Origin of the sequence: Planococcus sp. 11815 (assembly GCF_051096385.1) — a bacterium.
Classification (GTDB): domain Bacteria; phylum Bacillota; class Bacilli; order Bacillales_A; family Planococcaceae; genus Planococcus; species Planococcus citreus.
The window spans coordinates 2,241,961-2,263,833 of sequence record NZ_CP096991.1; the positions used below are offsets into that span (position 1 = coordinate 2,241,961).

22 protein-coding genes are annotated in these 21,873 nt (G+C 46.7%); 7 read left to right on the forward strand and 15 right to left on the reverse strand.

Annotated elements, in window-relative coordinates; genetic code table 11:
• Positions 1-26: 26 nt before the first annotated feature.
• Positions 27-1,103 carry a glycosyltransferase family 4 protein gene (locus M1Q06_RS11400; protein WP_434399644.1) on the reverse strand — a complete coding sequence of 359 codons (1,077 nt, stop codon included), beginning with the start codon at positions 1,101-1,103 and terminating at the stop codon, positions 27-29.
• A 316-nt stretch (positions 1,104-1,419) separates the two neighbouring features.
• Here M1Q06_RS11400 and M1Q06_RS11405 point away from each other — a divergent pair, with 316 nt between their 5' ends.
• The 3 genes from M1Q06_RS11405 to brnQ all read left to right on the forward strand — a co-directional run bounded on the left by M1Q06_RS11405 (position 1,420) and on the right by brnQ (position 3,460).
• Complete coding sequence (locus M1Q06_RS11405) at positions 1,420-1,710, forward strand: hypothetical protein (RefSeq protein ID WP_121297908.1); 291 nt, start codon at positions 1,420-1,422, stop codon at positions 1,708-1,710.
• 113 nt (positions 1,711-1,823) lie between these two features.
• Positions 1,824-2,015 (forward strand): CsbD family protein, encoded by a 192-nt coding sequence (locus M1Q06_RS11410; protein WP_434399645.1) that lies wholly within the window; start codon positions 1,824-1,826, stop codon positions 2,013-2,015.
• 122 nt (positions 2,016-2,137) lie between these two features.
• Positions 2,138-3,460 carry a branched-chain amino acid transport system II carrier protein gene (gene brnQ, locus M1Q06_RS11415; protein WP_434399646.1) on the forward strand — a complete coding sequence of 441 codons (1,323 nt, stop codon included), beginning with the start codon at positions 2,138-2,140 and terminating at the stop codon, positions 3,458-3,460.
• A gap of 56 nt (positions 3,461-3,516) precedes the next feature.
• Here the strand turns inward: brnQ and M1Q06_RS11420 are convergent, their stop codons facing one another.
• Both M1Q06_RS11420 and M1Q06_RS11425 read right to left on the reverse strand, forming a co-directional pair.
• Positions 3,517-4,461, reverse strand: a complete 945-nt coding sequence (locus tag M1Q06_RS11420; RefSeq protein ID WP_434399647.1) for a general stress protein — start codon at positions 4,459-4,461, stop codon at positions 3,517-3,519.
• Between the two features lie 163 nt (positions 4,462-4,624).
• Positions 4,625-5,218, reverse strand: coding sequence for a general stress protein (locus M1Q06_RS11425; protein ID WP_434399648.1), 594 nt, complete (start codon positions 5,216-5,218; stop codon positions 4,625-4,627).
• 400 nt (positions 5,219-5,618) lie between these two features.
• Here M1Q06_RS11425 and M1Q06_RS11430 point away from each other — a divergent pair, with 400 nt between their 5' ends.
• Positions 5,619-6,908: a helix-turn-helix domain-containing protein gene (locus M1Q06_RS11430; protein ID WP_434399649.1), complete on the forward strand. Its 1,290-nt coding sequence runs from the start codon at positions 5,619-5,621 to the stop codon at positions 6,906-6,908.
• A gap of 13 nt (positions 6,909-6,921) precedes the next feature.
• Positions 6,922-7,350: a hypothetical protein gene (locus M1Q06_RS11435; RefSeq protein ID WP_434399650.1), complete on the forward strand. Its 429-nt coding sequence runs from the start codon at positions 6,922-6,924 to the stop codon at positions 7,348-7,350.
• A gap of 95 nt (positions 7,351-7,445) precedes the next feature.
• Here the strand turns inward: M1Q06_RS11435 and M1Q06_RS11440 are convergent, their stop codons facing one another.
• From M1Q06_RS11440 to M1Q06_RS11480, 9 genes are all read right to left on the reverse strand, one after another.
• Complete coding sequence (locus tag M1Q06_RS11440) at positions 7,446-8,180, reverse strand: gamma-glutamyl-gamma-aminobutyrate hydrolase family protein (protein ID WP_101190720.1); 735 nt, start codon at positions 8,178-8,180, stop codon at positions 7,446-7,448.
• 86 nt (positions 8,181-8,266) lie between these two features.
• Complete coding sequence (locus tag M1Q06_RS11445) at positions 8,267-8,578, reverse strand: MGMT family protein (protein ID WP_434399651.1); 312 nt, start codon at positions 8,576-8,578, stop codon at positions 8,267-8,269.
• A gap of 10 nt (positions 8,579-8,588) precedes the next feature.
• A complete protein-coding gene (locus M1Q06_RS11450; protein ID WP_434399652.1) occupies positions 8,589-9,074 on the reverse strand; it encodes a hypothetical protein in 486 nt (161 codons plus the stop codon).
• Positions 9,075-9,107: 33 nt separating this feature from the next.
• Positions 9,108-10,091 (reverse strand): GNAT family N-acetyltransferase, encoded by a 984-nt coding sequence (locus M1Q06_RS11455; protein WP_434399653.1) that lies wholly within the window; start codon positions 10,089-10,091, stop codon positions 9,108-9,110.
• A 26-nt stretch (positions 10,092-10,117) separates the two neighbouring features.
• Positions 10,118-10,777: a YveK family protein gene (locus M1Q06_RS11460; RefSeq protein ID WP_101190724.1), complete on the reverse strand. Its 660-nt coding sequence runs from the start codon at positions 10,775-10,777 to the stop codon at positions 10,118-10,120.
• Between the two features lie 327 nt (positions 10,778-11,104).
• The gene (locus M1Q06_RS11465) at positions 11,105-11,404 is read right to left on the reverse strand and encodes a MarR family transcriptional regulator (RefSeq protein WP_058383334.1); all 300 of its coding nucleotides are present in this window, start codon (positions 11,402-11,404) and stop codon (positions 11,105-11,107) included.
• A gap of 189 nt (positions 11,405-11,593) precedes the next feature.
• A complete protein-coding gene (locus M1Q06_RS11470; protein WP_121297920.1) occupies positions 11,594-12,889 on the reverse strand; it encodes a Zn-dependent hydrolase in 1,296 nt (431 codons plus the stop codon).
• A gap of 20 nt (positions 12,890-12,909) precedes the next feature.
• Positions 12,910-14,088 (reverse strand): amidohydrolase, encoded by a 1,179-nt coding sequence (locus M1Q06_RS11475; RefSeq protein ID WP_434399654.1) that lies wholly within the window; start codon positions 14,086-14,088, stop codon positions 12,910-12,912.
• 23 nt (positions 14,089-14,111) lie between these two features.
• Complete coding sequence (locus M1Q06_RS11480) at positions 14,112-15,308, reverse strand: hypothetical protein (protein WP_434399655.1); 1,197 nt, start codon at positions 15,306-15,308, stop codon at positions 14,112-14,114.
• A gap of 332 nt (positions 15,309-15,640) precedes the next feature.
• On the opposite strand from M1Q06_RS11480, the gene M1Q06_RS11485 reads away from it, so the two are divergent.
• Positions 15,641-17,065: an NAD-dependent succinate-semialdehyde dehydrogenase gene (locus tag M1Q06_RS11485; protein WP_434399656.1), complete on the forward strand. Its 1,425-nt coding sequence runs from the start codon at positions 15,641-15,643 to the stop codon at positions 17,063-17,065.
• A 46-nt stretch (positions 17,066-17,111) separates the two neighbouring features.
• On the opposite strand, the gene thrB is transcribed toward M1Q06_RS11485, so the two are convergent.
• From thrB to M1Q06_RS11500, 3 genes are read right to left on the reverse strand one after another with little or no spacing between them, the layout of a single operon-like run.
• Positions 17,112-18,017 (reverse strand): homoserine kinase, encoded by a 906-nt coding sequence (thrB, locus tag M1Q06_RS11490; RefSeq protein ID WP_121297924.1) that lies wholly within the window; start codon positions 18,015-18,017, stop codon positions 17,112-17,114.
• On the reverse strand, positions 18,014-19,075 hold the full coding sequence (thrC, locus tag M1Q06_RS11495) for a threonine synthase (protein WP_434399657.1): 1,062 nt from the start codon (positions 19,073-19,075) through the stop codon (positions 18,014-18,016). The genes thrB and thrC overlap by 4 nt, the downstream gene beginning before the upstream one ends.
• Positions 19,072-20,370, reverse strand: coding sequence for a homoserine dehydrogenase (locus tag M1Q06_RS11500; RefSeq protein WP_121297926.1), 1,299 nt, complete (start codon positions 20,368-20,370; stop codon positions 19,072-19,074). The genes thrC and M1Q06_RS11500 overlap by 4 nt, the downstream gene beginning before the upstream one ends.
• Before the next feature lie 128 nt (positions 20,371-20,498).
• On the opposite strand from M1Q06_RS11500, the gene M1Q06_RS11505 reads away from it, so the two are divergent.
• Positions 20,499-21,866 carry an aspartate kinase gene (locus tag M1Q06_RS11505; protein ID WP_121297927.1) on the forward strand — a complete coding sequence of 456 codons (1,368 nt, stop codon included), beginning with the start codon at positions 20,499-20,501 and terminating at the stop codon, positions 21,864-21,866.
• Positions 21,867-21,873 lie beyond the last annotated feature (7 nt).

Here is a 21,873-nt window from a genome sequence, read left to right on the forward strand (position 1 = left end):
AAATAAAAAGCGGCCGCAGCCGCTTTTTATTTCCCTATCGTTCTAACTAAATTGATCAATGGGCGGTAATTCTTCCCTGCGAGTCCAACCACTTCGACAAACAATTCAATCGCCAGAAGCATGACACCGATCAACAGGATGCCTCCCCAGAGTGTCGCTTGGGAGAATAGCAAGGCTGCAAGCCCGAACAATGCGGAAATGCCATAGATGATCAGAACGGTCTGGCTATGCGAAAACCCGATGTTCAACAAGCAATGGTGCAAATGCGATTTATCTGCTTCTGAAATGGATTTCTTTTCACGCACGCGGCGCACGATGGCAAAGAAGGTATCCGAAATTGGCACGCCGAGCATGATGATCGGGATAATCAAGGCAACGACTGTCACGTTTTTGAAACCCATCAAGGCGAGTACGGAAATCATGAACCCAAGGAACAAAGCCCCTGTGTCCCCCATGAAGATCTTCGCGGGGTGAAAATTATAGAATAGGAAGCCGATAGAACTAGCAGCAAGAATGGCAGCTGTCGACATGACGAAAATATCGCCCATGATGAAGGCCATCGCCGTCAGCGTCAATAACGCTACCGTGGAAACCCCTGCAGCCAAACCATCAAGGCCGTCGATCAAGTTGATGGCGTTAGTGATGCCGACGATCCAAATGATCGTCAGCGGGATGCTGAAGTAGCCGAAATCCAAGACGCCGCCGAATGGCAAGTTAATGAATGAAATTTCGAGCCCGCCGCCAATGACGACGACGCCGGCCGCAGCCAGTTGCCCGAGCATTTTGGCTTTAGCTGTAATTTCGAGCATATCATCCAAGACACCCGTCACGATGATCAAAAACGCACCGATGATGATGGCTGTTTCAATCGGGATCAGCGATGATTCAAAAGCAGCTGAAACCGGATCCTTCGGTTGAAGGAAAAGATAAGCGATCAAAAATGATCCGAATATGGCTAATCCGCCTAAACGCGGCATGATCCTTGCGTGTACTTTTCGGTAATTAGGCCGATCCACTGCCCCGATGCGAAATGCCAATCTCTTCACAAGGGGTGTCAGGAGAATCGAAGCGATAAATGCCACAACCAGCGTCAGGTATAGCATGTCCTTCCTCCTTAAAAAACTCTCATTTTGCATACATATCCATCATTATTATAGCACGACTGATAAAAAAAGGAAGTGATATATGCTACCATTTTTTATCTTTCCTTTAGTTATAGACGGCCTTCATGGAAGAAAAGTTTCCGGCTCTCCGATATTTTTCATGAATAAGTTATGAGCATGATGCTTTTGGACCGGACAATGAATTTTTTGCTAATTTTCAGAATTGAAAGGCACTTTTATAGTATTATATCCATAATATGCTATAATAAACCCATGGATCACGAATATCATACTAATTTGAGCGGGAGTGCGGACTATGGACAGCAATCTTCTATTTTATGCATCGAAGAAAGAATGGTCTCCTTATGATGAAGCAGCTGTATTGAAAATGGATTATCTCAAACGGGCAGAGCTTGCACGTTCCATCAATTGTGAAGGGCTCCTTGTAGACTTATCACTCGATCAACATCCTGAAGTCCGAAAAGGCGTCGCCGCCAATGCAGCCACCCCTTTGACCACGTTAAAACGGTTAGCAGCACAGGATCTATGCATTTCAGTCAAGGAAAAAGCAAAAGAAACACTCAATGAACAACCTTTAAAATCATAAACTCACGCTTCCCGATGCCCTCGTCGGGGAGCTTTTATCTTTTATAATAGAAGGTTTATAAATTTCAAGATAGGAAATATAGGGAGTAAAGATATTCTAAAGGAGGCATTCAAATGGCTGATAAAGAAGGTTTCTCAGATAAAGTGAAAGGTGCCGTCAGCAAAGGCAAAGGCGAGTTGAAAGACCAGGTCGGCAACGCGACCAATAACCCAGATATGCAAGCTGAAGGCAAATCCGACAAAACAAAAGGCAAGGTACAAGATACGGTCGGCAAATTTAAAGAAGGCTTTAACAAAGATAAATAAGTACATGAAACCCGGCGTAATTGCCGGGTTTTTTTATTTCCAAATTTTAATTTTCATAACTGCGTGAATTCAGTTATAATAAATTCTTGTGCGACTATGTTTAATTTAGAAGGAGAACTCCCATGAACAAGAAAACGCTTACAAACACTGAAACTTTAACTATTGGCCTTATGCTTTTCGCGCTGTTCCTTGGTGCCGGAAATTTAATCTTCCCTCCCTATCTCGGCCAATTGGCAGGAGAACAATTACTTCCCGCCATCATCGGTTTTTTGCTGACCGGCGTCGGTTTGCCACTGTTAGGCATACTTGCCATCGCAAAAGCGGGCGGAGATCTGCAGTCGATTGCTGGACGGGTTCACCCGGTCTTCGGCATCGTCTTTACGATGATCGTCTATTTGGCTATCGGGCCATTCTTTGGAATTCCCCGTACAGCCACTGTCGCCTTCGAAATTGGCACTGCGCCTTTTTTGTCCGCTGAAATGGCATCATCGTTTTGGTCATTATTTCTCTTCACGATCATTTTCTTTGTCATCACCGTCCTGTTTGCATTGAACCCAACGAAACTAGTCGATCGCATCGGTAAAATCCTGACACCTATCCTCATCGTCGTCATTGGCTTTTTAGCTGTCAAAAGCTTCTTGACGCCTATGGGGCCAATCGGTGCGCCTGTCGGAAATTATGACACGGAAGCGTTTTTCGAAAGCTTCCTTCAAGGCTATTTGACGATGGACGCAATTGCCGCCCTCGTATTCGGGATTGTCATCATCCAGTCCATCCGCGCGAAAGGCGTCGAAGATAAGAACACCATCCTCAAAACGACGGCATACGCGGGATTCATCGCGGCAGCCGGATTGTCGCTGGTGTACCTATCCTTAAGCTATATCGGGGCGACCAGTGTAGAAGCTATCGGCATGCAGGATAACGGCGGAGAAGTCATTGCGCTCGCTTCACGCGTGCTGTACGGCGAAATTGGGGGCATCATTTTAGCTACCGCAATCACATTCGCTTGCCTGACGACGTCCATCGGGCTTGTGTCAGCTACCGCCCAGTTTTTCAATAAAATCTTCCCACAATTGCCGTATGTCGTCTATGTATTCATTTTCGCCGGATTTTCAACCATCATCGCTAATGTCGGGTTGACCCAATTGATCGCTATTTCATTGCCGGTATTATTGGCCATCTATCCACTGGCGATTGTCCTCGTCATCCTATCGTTTTTCGATCATTTCTTTTACCAAAAATCTTACGTCTATATCATTCCACTTGTGCTTACAGGTATCGTAAGCGTCTTTGATGCATTGAAGAGTTCAGGTTTTGAATTCAATGCAATCATGCAGATTTTCTCTTACCTGCCATTTTATGAACAAGGAATCGGCTGGCTTGTTCCCGCAATCATCGGAACGCTTATAGGCATCTTCATTGCGCGCAGCACCCACAAAAAATAAATGCAGACAACAAAAAGGCCGGAGAAATGTAACATTTCTCCGGCCTTTTTCTTTTTTTAGAATAGACGCGGTGTCGGTGGCGTACCCGTTTTCTTCTCTACGTTTTTATGGAAATCATCCACATCTCTAGGATTTTTCGTAGATTCAAAATCGTCACGGCGCTCTGTATCAGCTAGATGTTCTTCTTCTGAATCACGGCCGAACGGCGCTGGCCCAAGATTTGGATCCACTCCCGGAGAAGGTTCATCTTGTCGGCGGTTTACCCCATCTTCCCGGTTCAATTCCTTTTCACCGTCTCGGTCTCCCAGTTTCGGCTCATGCTCCATGCGCTTTTCAGATGGCTTTTCAGCTTCCGACGGCTTTTCACGGTCGCTGGTCGGGTGAATTTCAGCACCTTTCAAACGGGAATCCTGGGATTTGCTATGCAATTGGGATTTATTCGTCTGCTCACGCGTGGCATCGGTTGTGTAGATGCCGTCAACACCCGTATCGTGGCGGCCTTCGTGTTTTTGAATGTCTTTGTCGATGAGCTTTTCATCGTCGTGCATTCTGCCGTCCCGCTCGACATCGCGGCCAAACGGCGCAAATGCTGTATTGCGCCCATCTGCCTCCAGGTCCATTGGGCGGTTGTCGTCAGAATGGGAAGAAAAGTGTTCGCTTTCTCCATTCCCGCTCGGCGTCCCATCCGTATATAAAAGGACAGCGCCGCGTTCAATTTCGCGCTCGTAATGGTCAGCCGTGTCGCGATCCACTCCAAACTCATCCAGTTTGGCGCGAGCTTTGTCCTCCCCGGTCAACAGGGTTTTGATGCGGTTGCCAAAAGAGTTCGCTTTGTTGGAATCCACCCCATAACGATCGTGGGCTTCATTCACCAAGTTTTTATCATTTGCAAGCACATGGATATCTTCATTCCGATAACCCTTTGAAATGAGGGCCTCCAAAGCACGCTCCATTTCTTCCTGTGTATAAACGATTTCAAATTGACGGTTTGTCTGTGCCATTCATAAAACCTCCTGATTTAACTTGTCTTGCTATCTGTTTACCCGCACTTTATCGTTGCTAAAACATTTCGTTTCTTCTATATAATGATTTCAATCCTGTTAAAGTCCAATTTGCTGAAAACCAGAAAAAAACCCGATCTTTTTTAAGATCGGGGGCAAGCTATCATCTGTATTTTCTATCAGTCTTGCTTTGCGCTTCAGTTTTGCTCGTTCCGCCTCTGGCTTTTTCGACTTCAGGTTTTTCCTGCGTCGTAAACGAAACATGGCGCTCGTCTTTCACTAATGTTGGATCTTGCAGGAAAGTCTCCCCGCGGGCGAAACGGTCTTCCTGTTCATCATAATTATTATCGACGGACTGGATATACTGACGGCGTTCTGCATCGGTCGGTTCGTGTTCAGGCGCCCCTTCCGATTCTTTCACCGCATCGATGATCCCTTTTCTTTCGCCTTCTACATAGAGCAGGATACCGCCTTTAGCGACATCTTCTGTGTACCGCTTTGACTCTGCTTCTGACAAGCCCAGTGAATCGATGGATTCCTTGACTGCGCTTTTTCCTGTTACGAAACTCTTCATTTTATCTCCGAACGAGCCCGCTTTTTCCACTTCGACTTGATGGTCGTTTAGTTGATCCGTATGTTCAGCCACCGCATGGATTTCGTTTGCGGAATAGCCTTGCTCGTTAAGCTGGTTCAGTTTACGGTCGAAATCTTCCTGAGAATAAACAATCCCAAGCACTTTTTTATTTGATGCGTTCATTATAATACCCCCAATTGATTGATTTGGCTGTTGCATTATTCTTCCTTACCCTTCATTGCACTTTATCTAAACTTTCACGAAATTATTCCGATAGAACAAAAGGACTAGTAGTAAGTCCAAATACTGTAATGATTTGGCTATTATTTTAGCTGTTAGGCACTTTTTACCTTTTTTCTCAAAACAGGAGTTACCGAAATAAAAAAGCAGTTTATTTTGAAAATTGATGCTATCATAGATTTAATATATGTAATTAAAGTAAAATGTGGATGTGGAGGCGGTAATTATCGTACTAAACAATCTATCGGATATACGCTTGTCAGGGCCGCCTGGCCAAGCGGAGATAAACTCTCCTACATGGATGATTGAAGTACTGCCCATGCAAACGGAAAGGAGAGCGGACATGGACACTGGAATGCGACTGAAATATCATCGGCTGAAAAAACGGCTCAGCATGGAAGAAACTGCATCAGGCATTTTCTCTCCAAAAGATCTGAAAAAAATTGAAGCTGGGTTGAAAGAACCCGCGCTAAAAGATTTGGAAGCATTATGTAAAAAACTCGAAATCCCACTGGCTGCCAAAGACAACCCGATTGGCAAAGTGCTAGTGAAAAACTTTAAAAACTCATTGCTCCATCCTCAGAACAAAGGCAAGATCATGGAACATTACGCTGACATTTGCAACCACCCTCTTTTGCGCGCAGACGAAGACGTCGAACTTGAATTCGACATACAACAAATCCGCTATTTCATCATTACGGGCGACTTGGAAAGTGCAGAAAAGAAAATCAAAGAAATGGACCGTTTCAAAGAGTTCATGGATCAAGAACAGTATTATCTGTATCACAAATACAATGGCAACTATAATTATATTTTGAATGATTATGAGAATGCATTAAAAGTATACTTAATCGCTGAAAAAATTGCTCCAAAGTCTATATCCCCTGCTGAAATAGGAGATCTATACTATTCTATTGGCATCTCAAGCAATCAGTGCGAAGAACATGAATTAGCTTACAAATATTCAGAACTAGCTTTAAAAATTTATCAACAAGAGTTTGTGCCTAAACGAATTGTGGAGTGCCATTTGAATATTGCGATTACGCACGAACACTTTGGCAACTACAAACTATCTCTTGAACACCATAAGAACGCTTTAACTATAGGCAGTAAATTAGATATTGACATTCTTAAATTCACCACCGAATACAACGTGGGATTTTCAAATTTTATATATCAACAATATGAAGAAGCAATTCTTCATTTGAATAACGCTTTAAAATACATCCCAGACGAATACCTGGCTGATTGCGTTTCCACATACTGTTTGCTGATCAGAAGTTATTTAGAAATCAATGATAAAGTTAAAGCTAAAGAAGCCATTGAAGCTGGATCAGAAAAAATCAAAGCAAAAGATATAGCTTTAAATTCACCGGCGAACTCTTCTTTCAGAAACGTTTATATGGAATTCATTGCTCTAACTTATTTACTTGAGGGAAATGAAACAGAGTTTGAAAACATTTTACTTAAAGAGCTAATAAATACTTTTGAAGAATCAAATAGTTTTCATGATTTAGGATACTATTTTGGATATTTGGGTAAAATATACTTTAGACAAAGCCGATACAAAGAATCAGCTATCATGTTAGAAAAATCAAAGGATGCTTATAAAGCAGTCCTTAATATTAGTTAGGAGTGAGAATATAATGAAAAAAAGCATGTTTTTCTTATTAGTATCTACTTTTGTAATAAGTACTTTGCCAAGTGTTATTGCCCCAAACTCTACCAACGATTTAGCGGTCCAGTATCATAACCCTGAACTTTCGTCAGTCGAAGACCAGTTTGCTGTTAAGTCTCGTATTCCCGAGCCTTGGTCTGTCGAAGACCAGTTTGCTGTTAAGTCTCGCATTCCTGAACCTTGGTCTGTTGAAGACCAGTTTGCTGTTAAATCACGCATTCCTGAACCTTGGTCCGTCAAAGACCAGTTTGCTGTTAAATCTCGTATTCCTGAACCTTGGTCCGTCGAAGACCAGTTTGCTGTTAAGTCTCGTATTCCTGAACCTTGGTCCGTCGAAGACCAGTTTGCTGTTAAATCACGCATTCCTGAACCTTGGTCTGTTAACCCGAAAGCATAATTTATTAATTGCATTGTTAACCCGCCCTTCCAATACGGAGGGCGGGTTTTTGCTTGTTAAATAAAAAAACACAGGGGCAGCCCCTGTGTTTTGTCTTATTGATTTTGTTTTTTTTCGATCAAGCATTCCTTGACGAAGTACGAGAAGATGTTGCGTGAAGCTTCATCGCCTTGCAGTGCAAATTCTTCAGGATGCCATTGGATGCCCATCGCAAATTGATGTTTCGGGCTCTGCAATGCTTCGACAAGTCCATCAGCCGCACGAGCTGCTACTTCCAAGCCTTCTGCGACATCTTTTACGCCTTGGTGATGGAAGGAATTCACGTGGAATTCCTTTTCTTTCATGATTTCATATAACAAGCTGTCTTCTTCTAATTTTACGGAATGCGTACGGTGTGTCCGCATTGCCATTTGTTTATGCTGATAAAGCGTGCCTTCATATTGAGCTTCCAGGTCCTGATACACTGTTCCACCTAAAGCCACGTTGAACATTTGCATGCCTCGGCACATCCCGATAAACGGTTTATCCAGTTTCAGGAAATTCAAGATAAGTTCTGCTTCGTATTTATCGCTGCCTGGATAGACTGCGCCCAAACGGATATGAGGCTCCTCCCCATAAATATTCGGGTTGATGTCCCCGCCCCCTGTGACGATCAAACCATCCAATCGTTCGCACAATAGCGGAATATCTTCTTCGTCCACAATCGGGACAATCAAAGGTAATCCCCCTGCCTGTAAGATGGCATTTGCGTATACTGGATCCAAAGAATACATTTGATCTTCTTCTACACGGGCCGTAATTCCAATCACCGGTTTATTTTCTGTAGCCACTATAATTCCCCATTTCTGCACAAAAAAATTTGTCGATGCAGGTTTATACCCTTTTTCAGGCTCGTGATAAACTTACATTTTCTTGCTTACAGATCCGGAAAGTGTTGATAGTGGCTTAAAGAGACTTTTCCTTCGTCTTCAAAACAAAGCCCCTCTTCTTCCAATAGCAGTTGTTGGGTATAGCGCCCTTCCCCGTCCTTGATGGCGATTTCGCCTTTCGCATTGACGATTCTGTGCCAAGGGATATTGTGTTTTTCACTCATGCTGTGAAGAATCCGCGCGACTTGGCGGGCAGAACGCGGGCTCCCGGCAGCATGTGCCACTTGCCCGTATGACATTATTTTGCCTTGCGGTATGTTTTTTATGACGTCGATCGCTTTCTTCGTAAATGGCTGCATCCTTTTATAACTACCCCTTTTTAGCGTTTGGTGAATTCTTCATTATTTCTTCAAGCAACTCGCCAGCCTCGTAGCGCTGAAGCAATTCTTCAACAAATTCATACAATGGCAGATTGGATGCTTCCACAGCCAATCCCTCGCTTTCGTCATGTACTTGGCGGTAATAAGCAGTCATTTTTTCGACTTGCTCCTTGAAACCACCCAAACTGGATTCGCCTGTATGCTGCAGCGGTTCTGGGACCGTTTGCTTCTTCCCTTCATTTACATAAAGAAAGTGCATTTTGTCAAGCTCTTGTACTTTTTGGTCGAATAGCCGTTGGTGGTCATCGTATCTGTAGAAATTGCGCCAGTATTCAAAGATGGTTTTTGCAACACCTAAGCGCAGCGCCCCGTTAAGTGAATCCAATCCCTCTACAACACATAATTCATACATAATTTTTCGCAACGACTTCTTATATTCCCGTTCCACTACCCCTTTATATTGTGTATATCTCATTTGTTATACCTCCCTGTATTTGCTGAACCTAGTTCAGATATTGCGGTAGCGCCGGATAATGTCTTCGTCGTCCAAAGAAATGAATCGATCGTACAGCTGTTGTTCATGGATACATTTGCCGATGAAAAAAGTGGATACCGGCATATTGGCAATCGTCCGTTTTGCATCGCCCAAATCGCTGTCCAGGCTTCCTCCTAAATGAAACTCTTCGTAATAATTATCCAAGCCCCATTCGGCTACTTTAGCCAACAATTTACGGTCAGCTTGATGCTTTTCCCCTTCCGGCAAATTGCCTTCTAGATGGAAATGAATGGTCTTGCCCATCGCTAGCACATAGCAGGCGGAAACCAATTTCTCTTCTATATATGCCCCGAACAGATGAAGGTTCGGGCCAAGCGTGCTGACTAATGCTTCGAAGTAATCGTTGGTGAAAAAATAATAACTATCAGCTTCTTCCCGTCTTCGGGCGTTCGAATAATAAAGGACCAAGAACTCGAACATATGGCGGACAGTCCCTAACTTCCGGAACTCCACCTCAGATGAAAATTCTTTTTCTATCACTGAGGGACTTTGCCATTTTTTCAAATCGATCGAATAGGTCTCGTATAAGGGCAATAACTGCATATAGCCTTTAAAGAATTCAGCATTTTCCTTGGAAGGGTGAAAGCGGATGAATTCAGCGATGATCTGCTCTTTCTTACAGAAATCGATGAATTCCTTCCTGAAGTTCTCTACGAGAGAAGCGCTGTCGGAACGTATATTCAAGACCGGCCCGCCATAGCCGAAGGGCGTGGCAATATCGAAACAATGCGGCTGTTCTTCATTCACTTTCCTCTTGATGAAAGGATAGGCCACTTCCCCGTCTGCACATTGAAAATAAAAGAGGTAAGCTTCTCCTGGATCCAGTTTAAGGGCACTCAGAAAGTATTGGGTCGTGTAGTAAATATCCTGTATGTCTAAGGCATCAAGTATTTCCTGCCATTTGATATGCTCTTGAATGGAAACCAGCTTGTACATAATCTCACCCCTGCTTTAACTGCTGCTTATTTGAAGACGGTTTGTAAATGAGCGCTTTTCTTTCTGCCAAATTGGGCATATCGCCTTACAACACCCAATAACTCGAATGTCAGGCTCAGAAGAATTCCAACGATCAACCCAGCGACGGCTGCAAGAGACAACAGAATGCTCAAGCTCCCGTTTTCTTCCAGCGCGCTATGGGACGTGCCCGCTTTCAAGATGACGCTCACATTATCTACTTTCAACAAATGTGTTACTTCTTCTTGCAAGCTGAAGGCTATGGCATTCGCTATGGAAGCAGCTTCATTCTTATTTCCTGCAGAGACGACGATATTAAGAACTTGGGAATTTTCGGGCCGGTTAATCGCTATGCGGTCATGAAGCTCGGCCATCGAATAATGGCTTGCTGTATTGTCAAGAACCTCGGACAGGACAGCTGGACTTTTTGCTAAAACCTGGTAAGCTTCCAAAGTTTGATAATCGGATGCGGCTAAAGCCTCCCCGTGAATCGTCTCGGATGTTAACGGTTCGACAAACACTTGGCTTGTCGCCATGTATTCCGGCTCATAGATAAAGACTGACACAAGCCATACGGCAAAGACTGTAGATACCGTCGTACCGGCTACCAGCACGAAATTCCGGCTGATGCATGCTAAAAGTGGACGCCCAATTAGTTGTTTCCCCATTTCCCATCCTCCTTACTAACGCCATATCGAATTTCCTATCTAAAAATTCAGATTATTCTAGTACCTTTATATCACACTTTCTTGGTTCATTCTACACTTTTAAGCGGATTTTCATAAAAATTCTCAATAAATATAAGTAATTAGACTATATAGGCAAGACTATTTTCATTAAATTAAATAATTATAGTGATATGTATCCATAATAAAGAAGGTGATTATTCTTAAAATCCCGGCTTTCAATCTAAATGGACACAAAAATCGGCATGAGAAAAAGACCGACGGAATATCCGCCAGTCTTCGCTAAGCTGATTTTTCAGATCGCTCAAATTATTCCTGCCACAAACCGATGATGCCGTTTCTTCTATAGATAATCTCTTCTTCCTCGAGCCGTTTCAGGACTTTGGTCAAGGTTTGGTGAGAAATATTCAAGTCGTGGGTGATTTCTTTGATTGTCTTGAAAAGTACACCTTCCGACGAAGCATTCCTAATGAAGTACTCCATGAATCTTTCAGCGATTTCTGCTGTTCGAGCAGTTTCAGATGAAAAATAGTGACGGCACTCCTTCAAGATTTTCTCTTCGGAAAACGGGCGTGCATTATTAGAAGCATTATTCTCAACTGCTTTCACGTTCATCACCTCCGTACAGGTTTTAATATCATTCCTTGCATTCTATATACCCGATTTACCGGTAAATATACACTCTATATCAATTTAACCTGATAATTCCATAATAAGGATCTCTACATCCATATTTTTCAAATACATTTATACTAAAAAAAAGACAGAGGCATCTCCCCTGTCTTCCGAAAAAATTGCTTATGATTTTGCCATTCTCGATTCGATGAATGCTTTTAAAGCGTGAACCCCGTGAACGCAATCAGACAAGGACGACCACTCTTTAGGATTGTGGCTGATGCCGTCTTTGCTGCGGACAAACAGCATCGCAACCGGAATATGGCGTCCGACGATCATGGCGTCATGGCCCGCACCGCTCGGTATCCGCACCGGTACGATTCCCTGCTCCTCCAATACCGCCGCAATTTCCTGCTGCAATTCCTCTGCTATCGGCACAGGAGTGATGCTCGTATTTTGCTGGAGCGAAACACTAACTCCATGCTTGTCAGCTACTTCTTCTGCCAGGCTTCGAATGCGTTCTACAAGCATATCCCGCGGTTCTTTATGAATGTCGCGCGCATCGACATGCAGCACGACCTGCTCCGGAATGACATTAATGCCATTTGGCGATACGTCCAGCTTGCCGACCGTCGCCACCGCCGTCTCACTAATCGCTGGAGGAAGCTGTGGCAAGCGGCTGACGAATTCACCGGCTGCGACCAAACTATCCGTTCTGCCGATCATCGGCGTATTGCCGGCATGTCCTGCCTGACCTGAAAACTTCACTTCCATCCAGGCGGGGCCGGCGATTCCGCTGACGATGCCAACCGGCTGGTTTTCTTGTTCCAGTTTTTTGCCTTGCTCGATATGCACTTCTGCAAACAATTCCAGCTCCGACAAATTCCTAACCGACTTGCGGAACCCATCTAGAGAACTTCCGTAGGTGTCAAGAACTTGTTCCAAGCCTTCTCCGTTGTAATCCCGCAATTGATTCATCTCTTGTTCGGTAATATCCCCCGTCATCGCTCGGCTCCCGGTCAGGCCGCTATTGAATCTTGAGCCTTCCTCGTCGGTGAAAATTACCACTTCATAGGGTTTTTCAGGAACAAAACCGACTGACTTCCAGGCTTCAACTACTTCTAGCGCAGATAGCACCCCAAGCGGGCCGTCAAAATTGCCGCCATTCGGTACGCTGTCGACATGAGACCCGGACGCGATGGCCGGCCCAGCCGAGCGTCCCGGTAAAGAACCGAAAACATTTCCGGCACCGTCTTCCCTCACGCTAAGCCCAGCCTCTTCCATCCAGGATCTGACCAATTGCTTAGCTTGTTTTTCTTCATTGGATAACCCCGGGCGTTTGATTCCGCCGGGTTCGGTATAGCCGATTTCCGACAAGGCATGCAAGCGTTTTGCAAGGCGTTCCCCGCTGACTCCCGAATGGTCCAATTGTTTATCGTATCCCTTGATCAAGTCTTCGTATAATGCACTATTTCCCATAAGCCCCTCCATCGATTCGATTATTTTCTATTCAAGTAAGAATAAGCGTATTGTGCATATAATTCCGCACCGGTGGAAAGTGCCTCTTCATCGATATTGAACCGACCATGGTGATGCGCCCACTCCGTATCTTTTTCTGGATTCCCCGCTCCGACCAATGCGAAACAGCCAGGTGCTTCGTCCAAAAAGAATGAGAAATCTTCTCCGCCCATCGTCGGCTCTTCATGGTACAAAACATCTTCCCCGAAAGCTTCCGCTGCAACTGCACGGGCCAACTGTGCGCTTTCAGCTTCATTGATGACCGCCTGCGTGCCGCGGATATATTCGAGTTCAGCAGTTCCCCCATAGAGCTCGGCAGTGTTTCTGGCATATACTTCGAGCTGCTTTTCGATATGGTCGCGCACTTCCGGATCGAAACAGCGAACCGTGCCTTCAATAAGTGCATTTTCTGCAATAACATTAAAGCGCGTGCCGACCGTCATCTTGCCGACGGTAACAACTGCAGGCTGCTTTGGATCAACCGTTCTCGAAACAATCGACTGTACGTTCATGACGAATGAAGAAGCCATGACCGATGCATCGATGCACGCTTGCGGCATGGCACCGTGCCCGCCGCGCCCTGTGAATCGAATATTGAAAATATCAGCAGACGCGAATGATGGACCTGCTGTGCAAGACACCCTCCCAGTCGGGCTTTGTGACCAGATATGCATGCCGAATACATTATCAACGCCTTCCATCGCGCCTTGTCGGACCATTTCCCGTGCGCCTGTCGCCACTTCTTCCGCTGGCTGAAACAAGAACCTGACCGTACCCTCGAGCTGGTCTTTGACCGAAACGAGCGCTTTTGCGGCAATTAACAACATCGCTGTATGGGCATCATGCCCACAAGCATGCATTTTCCCTTGTTCTTTGGAACGGTACGGCAAATCCGAAGTGAGCTCTTCGACAGACAAAGCGTCCATGTCTGCCCGCAGCGCCACCGTCTTCCCGGGTTTGGCGCCAACTAACTCTCCAATGACACCGGTCGGTTCGGTTTTACGGCATTCAATCCCAAGTTCGGTCAAATAGTTAAAAACGTACTCCGTTGTCCCATACTCTTCCCAAGACAGTTCTGGTTCGCTATGCAATTTTCTCCGGATATCAATCAATTCCCCGGCATGATTTGCTATTTCTTTTTTGATTGCTTCAAGTATCACTGCAAAACCCTCCTAAATGATGTTTACAGGAATCCGACAAAGATTCCTGCCAAGATGACCGAGACGATGGTGACCGTAATGAATCCAGCGACGAGCATCGGCGGCAGCATGCGGCTAGTCAGCATTTCGCGTTCTTTTTCGTCCTGCGTCAATGCATTGATCACTTCAACCGTGATGATATAATCTGCCGGGAATCCGTAAAGTGCCGTCAACGAGCAAGCGAACGCCATTTCTTTGCTGACTTTGAGGATCTTCCCGATGATGAATGAAAAGATGTACATCCCGACAAGCCCGATAATGATGCAACCAATCAACGGATAGAGAATTTCCAGCATCATTTGAGGAGTCGCCGTTTTCAACCCATCGAAGATGAATAGCAGCAAAGCCATAATTGCAAAGCCGAAGCCATTTGCCTTTTGCAGCGGGTGGCGCTCCAAGAATCCGATCGAACGCGCTAATACCCCGAACAATAAGCACAATACATAAGGGCTGATTTCCACAATCGGCGCAGCCAATGTTGAGACAAGATACGCAGCATATCCGACTAAAGCAAGACGGAAGAATTTGAAGAAATCGGTATTGTATTTCTCCGGCAAGGCCGCAAACAGCTTCGGTTTTTCGTCCTGGACTTTTTCTTCAACCGTTCCTGCTGCTAAAGGTGCGTAATCCGTCAGTTCATTATTGCGGTATTTCTGCAGCAAGTTGCGCCCTTCTCTTTTTAGCATGACAGAAGTCAGTGGATAGCCTGCAAACCCCTGGATAACATAAATGACGATAGCGAACACGGCGAGCGTCGGAAGCCCCGCAGCCGTCGCCCCTTCCGACATGATCAATGCCGATACCAATCCCCCGACAAGTGGCGGGATGGCTACGATAACTGTTTGAAAATCAAACAACAGTGTCCCGATCGCAAGCAAGAAGACGACAATTCCCAAGATTCCGGATAAGGCGATCAAAATCGTGCGCCACTGCTTTTTCAGTTCATCCAGCGACAATAAGGTCCCCATATTCGTGATCAGCAAATAAATCAGCAAAGTGGCGACAACCGGCGGGATCCCCCCGATGGTCACGATATCTTCCGGGAAAAATGTCCAATACCCGATCAAGAACAATACCCCACTTACAAAAATCGATGGAATCCAAGCTTTGGTGCGGATGGAGATCAGTTCTCCGATAAACAGGATGAAAGCCATAATGGCTAAGGCCAACATTTGGGGCATAGTGTTCATTCCTCTCTCTCAGCTTCAAAACATTATTCATTATTTAGTTTTTTCAGAAGCTTATTAGTTTTAAGCAATAGTAGCACAGAATTTCGAGTTCGGAAATAAAATTTATAGACTATTTTGAAATAACTTTAAATTGAATAATCGTTCATTTTAATGTAAGCGCAACCAATAGCGATATATTGCGTATTTCTCAAGACGTGAACTTTTTGAGTCCATTATTTAATTTTTATTGAATTTTTCAAGTACCAGCCCTCCCTCTGCGCAAGTTTAGAGATTTTCCAGGTGAGGTATTGACTACAAGAAGCATAATTTAAGGAGGAGTTTGAATGAACGGCAAACATTATATAAATGGCGAGTGGACGGATAAAGGCAACGATTCCATCAATGTCATGAATCCTGCAACCGGCGAACAAGTCGGCACAGTCCCCAACGGCGGCGAAACGGAAGCGACTGAAGCGGTCGAAGCTGCAGCTGCGGCATTTCCTTCCTGGTCGAAGACGACGGCTTATGAACGAGCAGAATTACTGATGAAATGGCATGATCTTCTATTGGAACACAAAGAAGAAGTCGGGGAAATCTTGACGAAGGAGATGGGCAAGCCGCTAAAAGAAGCGATCGGTGAAGTGGAATATTCCGCCTCGTTCATTTCGTGGTTTGCGGAAGAAGGAAAACGCGTTTATGGCCGGACCATCCCTGCGAGCAAAGACGGCAAACGCATCCAAATCAACAAACAGCCAGTAGGGGTCGTCGCGTCCATCACACCTTGGAATTTCCCTGCGGCCATGATGGCACGGAAAATGGCGCCTGCCCTCGCAGCCGGCTGTACTTTCGTCTCGAAACCGGCGAAGATGACGCCGCTCACAGCCGTCCGCATGTTTGAGCTCGCGGAGGAAGCTGGATTCCCGAAAGGCGTCGTCAACCTGGTGACCGGCAGCGCCTCACAAATCGGCAAAGTGTTTACGAGCCATCCATCAGTCCGCAAATTGACTTTCACCGGCTCGACTGAAATCGGCAAGGAATTGATGAAACAAGGCGCTGATACGATGCTGAACCTGTCGTTGGAACTTGGCGGGCACGCGCCGATCATCGTGCTCGATGATGCAGATATCGACAAAGCAGTCGAAGGCGTCATGGCATCAAAATTCCGCAACGCCGGACAGACTTGCGTATGCGGCAACCGCATTTACGTCCAAGAAGGAATCGTCGATGAATTTTCCGAGAAGTTGAAGCAAGCAGCCGGCCAATTGAAAGTCGGCAATGGCCTCGAAGACGGAGTGGATATCGGCCCGCTCGTCGACAAAGATGGATACGAAAAAGTAGAGCGCCACGTAAAAGACGCCGTCGATAAAGGCGCAAAAGTACTAGTCGGGGGTGACGGCCAGACGGATAACGATGCTTACTTCTACAACCCGACCGTTCTCGTTGATGCTACAGAAGATATGCTCGTCATGAACGAAGAAACTTTCGGGCCAGTTGCGCCGATCATGAGCTTCAAAACCGACGAGGAAGCGGTCAAGCTCGCAAACGACACACGCTTTGGCCTGGCTTCATACTTCTTCACTGAAAGTATGTCACGCGGTACGTTTATCGCCGAGAATCTCGAATACGGCATCGTCGGCTGGAATGATGGCCTGCCTTCTACGGCACAAGCTCCATTCGGCGGAATGAAAGAAAGCGGCGTTGGCCGTGAAGGCGGACAGGAAGGCCTCGATGCATTTCTTGAAACCAAATACATCTCCATCAAACTGTGAAGAATATACAGAAAAAGCTCCGGATCAAGGGATCCGGAGCTTTTTGTTATGCCACTGTTTCATATGATTTGGTGCCGCTACAGGCCGGCTTCATTGCCATGCTTTCATAATGCGGGAATAGCTGGCCGAGCGCCTGTGCGATGCGTTGTTCATCGCCAGCGCGGACCGGGATGAAGAGGGACGGGCCCGCTCCGCTGATTGCGTATCCGTAAGCGCCGAGCTCGCGGCACGCTTCACCGATTTCCTTGAAATCCGGGAAGCGATTTTGGCGATATGGCTGATGGAACGTATCTTTGCTCATGAGCTTGCCGGCTTTTTCCCAATCGCCAAGCACCATCGCTGCAGAAAGCACATTGGCTGCGGCACTTCCACGTACACTTTCAGCGTGTCGAAGCTGTTCGGGCAAAAGGCTTCTGGACTCTTCTGTCAGGAAAATCTCCTGGGGGATCAATAGCACGACCCCGATATCGACTTGTTCGACGTGCACAGTTTCGATCTGCTCTTCATCATAATAGGAAATTGTCAGTCCCCCGAGCAGTGAAGCGGAGATATTATCCGGATGCCCTTCCATCTCTGTACCGATTTGTACTTTTTCCTGGCCGGACATATGCAGATCGAGCAAACGATTGGCCAATTCAATGCCTGCTGCAATAGCTGAAGCGCTGCTGCCGAGCCCCCGCCCGAGCGGGATATCCGTTTCGATTTCCAATTTGGCTGCCGGCAACTCTTTGCCGTAAGCGGCAGCTGTGCGTTCAGCCGCTTGCAGGATCAAATTATCTTCAACACCGGACAAATGGGCGTATTCAGGTGTTTTATAGTCAAGCTGCCACGAATCTGCAGGCGATACATGAATATTTAAATGGAGGTCCAGGGCAAGGCCGATGGAATCGAATCCGGGGCCTAAGTTGGCAGTGGATGCAGGTACTGCTATCGAAAACTCTTTACCGCTCATACTTTGACCTCCTTTTTTAACTCCTCCCAAAACTTTTCCATGTTCGCCGCTTCGAGCATGCCGTCTTGCTTGCTGACTTCGATGGCTGTCGCTGGGTCTTTCAAACCGTTCCCTGTCAATACACAGACGACAGTCGACCCTTTTTTGATTTGGCCGTCTTCGACTTGTTTTTTTAGGCCGGCAATCGATGCACAGGATGCCGGTTCCGCAAAGACGCCTTCTGTCTTAGCGAGCAACTGGTAAGCTTCGAGGATTTTATCATCGCTTCTCGCAAGGATTGTGCCATTCGATTCATCAAGTGCGTTAAGTGCCAACTGCCAGCTCGCCGGGTTGCCGATGCGGATTGCCGTCGCGACAGTTTCAGGCTGCTCCACGACTTTGTTCTGGACGATCGGCGAAGCGCCTTCTGCCTGGACGCCGAGAAGTTCAGGGCGTTTTTCGCCAGTGCGTTCTGCATATTCAGTGAAGCCTTTCCAAGCGGCCGAAATATTGCCGGCATTGCCGACAGGAAGCGCGAACAGGTCCGGCACTTTCCCGAGCTGTTCGATCACTTCGAATGCGATGGTCTTCTGGCCCTCTAAGCGGTACGGGTTGACTGAGTTGACGAGCGCGATGCCTGGGGATTTGCCGATTTCACGGACCATTTCCAAGGCTTCGTCAAAATTGCCTTTGATCTCCAAAATTTCCGCGCCGTACATTTTCGCCTGCGCCAGCTTGCCAAGCGCAATGCGCCCTTCCGGAATGACGACAATCGTCCGCATGCCCGCTCTTGCGCCGTATGCAGCGGCCGAAGCCGATGTGTTTCCTGTGGATGCACAAACGAGGACGCTCTTGCCTTCTTCCTTCGCTTTAGCGACTGCCATGACCATGCCGCGATCTTTAAAAGAACCGGTAGGATTGGCGCCTTCAATTTTGGCGTAGACTTCGATGCCCCAATCAGCAGATAGCTTTTCGAGATGGATCAGCGGCGTATTGCCTTCTTGCAAAGTTAGTTGAGGCGTAGCTTCCGTCACCGGCAGCCACTCTTTATATTGTTCGATCAGTCCAGGCCATCTCATGCTGCATCCTCCCCTTCAATGCGGTAATGGCTGATCAGGCTTGCCATTCCTTCAAGTTCTTTCAAGACATCCAAATGCTGCTGTCGGGAGATTTCATGCGTTTTTAAAATGAGCTCCGCTTTTCCTTCGGTTTCATTTGTTCCTGGATTCTGTACGATTGATTGGATACTGGCGCCGTGTTTGCTGTAAATGGCGCTCACTTTGGACAATACACCGACGACATCATCCACCAACAAGCGGTGGAAATATTTTGAACAGCTTTTATCCGCTGGCTTGATGACACGTTCATGCTGTGCTGCATGTTCGCGTTTTCCGTTCACGCCGAGAAGCAAATTCCTGCAAGCTGCAATGATATCGGATACGACGGATGTCGCAGTCGGCAATGAGCCTGCACCTGGGCCGTAAAGCATCGTTTCACCGACCGCATCGCCGTAGATGTAAACGGCATTGAATTCGTTATTGACCGAAGCCAAAGGATGGCTGTTTGCCAGGAAAATCGGTTCAACCGAAACGTCGATGCCGTCTTCATCTTTTGTCGAAGAGCCGACCATTTTCATCGTATAACCCAAGCTCTCGCCCATCTCCACATCGCCATCCTTGATCGTATCCATTCCGCGGATATTGACATCATCCAGCTTCACTTCTGTCGAATAGGCGAGTGACGACAAAATGACCATTTTGCGGGCTGCATCAAGCCCACCGACATCCGCTGTCGGGTCGGCTTCCGCAAACCCAAGTTCAGTCGCTTCCGCAAGTGCATCTTCATAGCTTTTCTTTTCCTGCTTCATTTTCGTTAAGATGAAGTTCGTTGTTCCGTTGACGATGCCCATCATGCTCGAGATGCGGTCTGAAGCCAGCCCGTCTTCTAGCGTGCGGATGATCGGGATGCCGCCGGCTACACTCGCTTCATAGAAGAGATCGCATTTCTCGGCATCTGCCAATTTTAATAAATCATGGCCATATTCCGCCATGACGTCCTTATTCGCCGTCACAACTTGCTTGCCTGACTTCAGCGCTTGTTCCATTGCCGCTCTGGCGCCTTCGATGCCGCCCATCACTTCTACAATTATGTCGAGGGAAGAATCATTCAAGATTTCTTCGATGTCTGTCGTGAACACATTCGGATCGAGGTCCGATATCCGGTCTTTCCCGGCATCACGCACCAACACTTTCCGGATCGCGACTTTTGCGCCGAGTTTATGCTGCAGATCTTCCTGATGCTGTTGGATGATCTTCGCCACGCCGCTCCCTACTGTCCCGAAACCTAATAATCCGATTGAAATTTCATTTTTCATTGACGATTCCTCCCATGGTGTGTACACTGTGAAAAAACAGCTGTTTTTGTCATAGAGACATTATAGTATTATATTTTGGTGAAAACAACCCTTTTCACAGACTATTAAAAAAGATGGGACTTGATAGGATGAAAGTATGCAAATTCGGTGGAACTTCAGTCGCTAGCGCGCAGCAAATCAGAAAAGTCGCAAGCATCATCAAAGCGGACCCGGCACGCCGGATTGTGGTCGTCTCAGCTCCAGGCAAACGCCATAGTGGAGATGTAAAAGTGACCGACCTGCTCATCCGTCTCGCATCCGCCGCATTAATGGGCGAATCCATCCAGCAGCCCTTGCAGGCAGTCATCGACCGTTACACGGAAATCGCAGATGAACTCGGTCTCGACCGGGATATCATCGACATCATCCGTGCCGATCTCTCAGACCGCCTCCGTGCAGACAGCGGCCAGCATGATTTGTATATCGACTCGATCAAAGCGGCAGGGGAAGACAATTCAGCGAAATTGATCGCTGCTTATTTTACTTCCATCGGAATGCAAGCGGAATACGTCAATCCACATACAGCCGGCTTATTCGTCAATGATCCGCCAGAACGCGCACAAGCTTTGCCGGAATCTTACAGCCAGCTTGCCGCTTTGAGCGACAAGCCGTCAATTACCGTGTTCCCCGGATTTTTTGCTTACACAAAAGACGGCATGCTCCGGACATTTGACCGCGGAGGCTCCGACATTACGGGATCGATCCTAGCAGCTGCAGTCAAGGCTGAGCTTTATGAGAACTTTACCGACGTTGACTGTGTGTTTGCCGCCAATCCGCAAGTCGTGGATAATCCAGTGGAAATCGAGCAAATGACGTACCGTGAAATGCGCGAGCTGTCCTACGCTGGATTTGCCGTTCTTCATGATGAAGCCTTGATGCCTGCATACCGGGCGTCCGTGCCGTTGTGCATCCGCAACACCAACAATCCATCAGCGCCAGGCACGATGATCGTCGCGGAACGCGCCGACTCCCCGCGCCCTGTTACCGGGATTTCCGCAGACAGCGGCTTCTCCACTTTGTATGTCGGCAAGTATTTGATGAACCGCGAAGTCGGATTCGGCCGCAAACTTCTGCAAATTTTGGAAGAAGAAGAAATCTCCTATGAACACATCCCATCCGGCATCGATAATCTATCGGTTATCCTCAGAAGCCATCAGCTCGATGATGAAAAAGAACAGCGCATCATCGAACGAGTGAAAAATGAACTCCAAGCAGATGATGTCCACATCCGCAATGATTTCTCGATGGTCGTCTTGGTGGGCGAAGGCATGAACAATAATAAAGGCCTGACTGCCCGTGCAGCCGCTGCATTTGCGCGCACCAACGTCAATATTGAAATGATTAACCAAGGGTCTTCCGAAGTCAGCTTGGTATTCGGCATCCTGAAAGAAGACGAAGGAAAAATCCTCAATGAACTATACAAGGAATTTTTCGCACCGGCGCTTGTCGGCCAGTAAATTTCCT

Coding starts and splice junctions, on each gene's coding strand:
- M1Q06_RS11480 (WP_434399655.1), bottom strand. CDS start 15,308: ATGCCCCAAATGTTGGCCTTAGCCATTATGGCTTTCATCCTGTTTATC.
- M1Q06_RS11425 (WP_434399648.1), bottom strand. CDS start 5,218: ATGAACGCATCAAATAAAAAAGTGCTTGGGATTGTTTATTCTCAGGAA.
- M1Q06_RS11435 (WP_434399650.1), top strand. CDS start 6,922: ATGAAAAAAAGCATGTTTTTCTTATTAGTATCTACTTTTGTAATAAGT.
- M1Q06_RS11400 (WP_434399644.1), bottom strand. CDS start 1,103: ATGCTATACCTGACGCTGGTTGTGGCATTTATCGCTTCGATTCTCCTG.
- M1Q06_RS11450 (WP_434399652.1), bottom strand. CDS start 9,074: ATGAGATATACACAATATAAAGGGGTAGTGGAACGGGAATATAAGAAG.
- M1Q06_RS11460 (WP_101190724.1), bottom strand. CDS start 10,777: ATGGGGAAACAACTAATTGGGCGTCCACTTTTAGCATGCATCAGCCGG.
- M1Q06_RS11420 (WP_434399647.1), bottom strand. CDS start 4,461: ATGGCACAGACAAACCGTCAATTTGAAATCGTTTATACACAGGAAGAA.
- M1Q06_RS11405 (WP_121297908.1), top strand. CDS start 1,420: ATGGACAGCAATCTTCTATTTTATGCATCGAAGAAAGAATGGTCTCCT.
- thrB (WP_121297924.1), bottom strand. CDS start 18,017: ATGAGCGGTAAAGAGTTTTCGATAGCAGTACCTGCATCCACTGCCAAC.
- M1Q06_RS11445 (WP_434399651.1), bottom strand. CDS start 8,578: ATGCAGCCATTTACGAAGAAAGCGATCGACGTCATAAAAAACATACCG.
- M1Q06_RS11455 (WP_434399653.1), bottom strand. CDS start 10,091: ATGTACAAGCTGGTTTCCATTCAAGAGCATATCAAATGGCAGGAAATA.
- M1Q06_RS11430 (WP_434399649.1), top strand. CDS start 5,619: ATGGACACTGGAATGCGACTGAAATATCATCGGCTGAAAAAACGGCTC.
- brnQ (WP_434399646.1), top strand. CDS start 2,138: ATGAACAAGAAAACGCTTACAAACACTGAAACTTTAACTATTGGCCTT.
- M1Q06_RS11500 (WP_121297926.1), bottom strand. CDS start 20,370: ATGAAAAATGAAATTTCAATCGGATTATTAGGTTTCGGGACAGTAGGG.
- thrC (WP_434399657.1), bottom strand. CDS start 19,075: ATGAGATGGCCTGGACTGATCGAACAATATAAAGAGTGGCTGCCGGTG.
- M1Q06_RS11485 (WP_434399656.1), top strand. CDS start 15,641: ATGAACGGCAAACATTATATAAATGGCGAGTGGACGGATAAAGGCAAC.
- M1Q06_RS11505 (WP_121297927.1), top strand. CDS start 20,499: ATGAAAGTATGCAAATTCGGTGGAACTTCAGTCGCTAGCGCGCAGCAA.
- M1Q06_RS11410 (WP_434399645.1), top strand. CDS start 1,824: ATGGCTGATAAAGAAGGTTTCTCAGATAAAGTGAAAGGTGCCGTCAGC.
- M1Q06_RS11470 (WP_121297920.1), bottom strand. CDS start 12,889: ATGGGAAATAGTGCATTATACGAAGACTTGATCAAGGGATACGATAAA.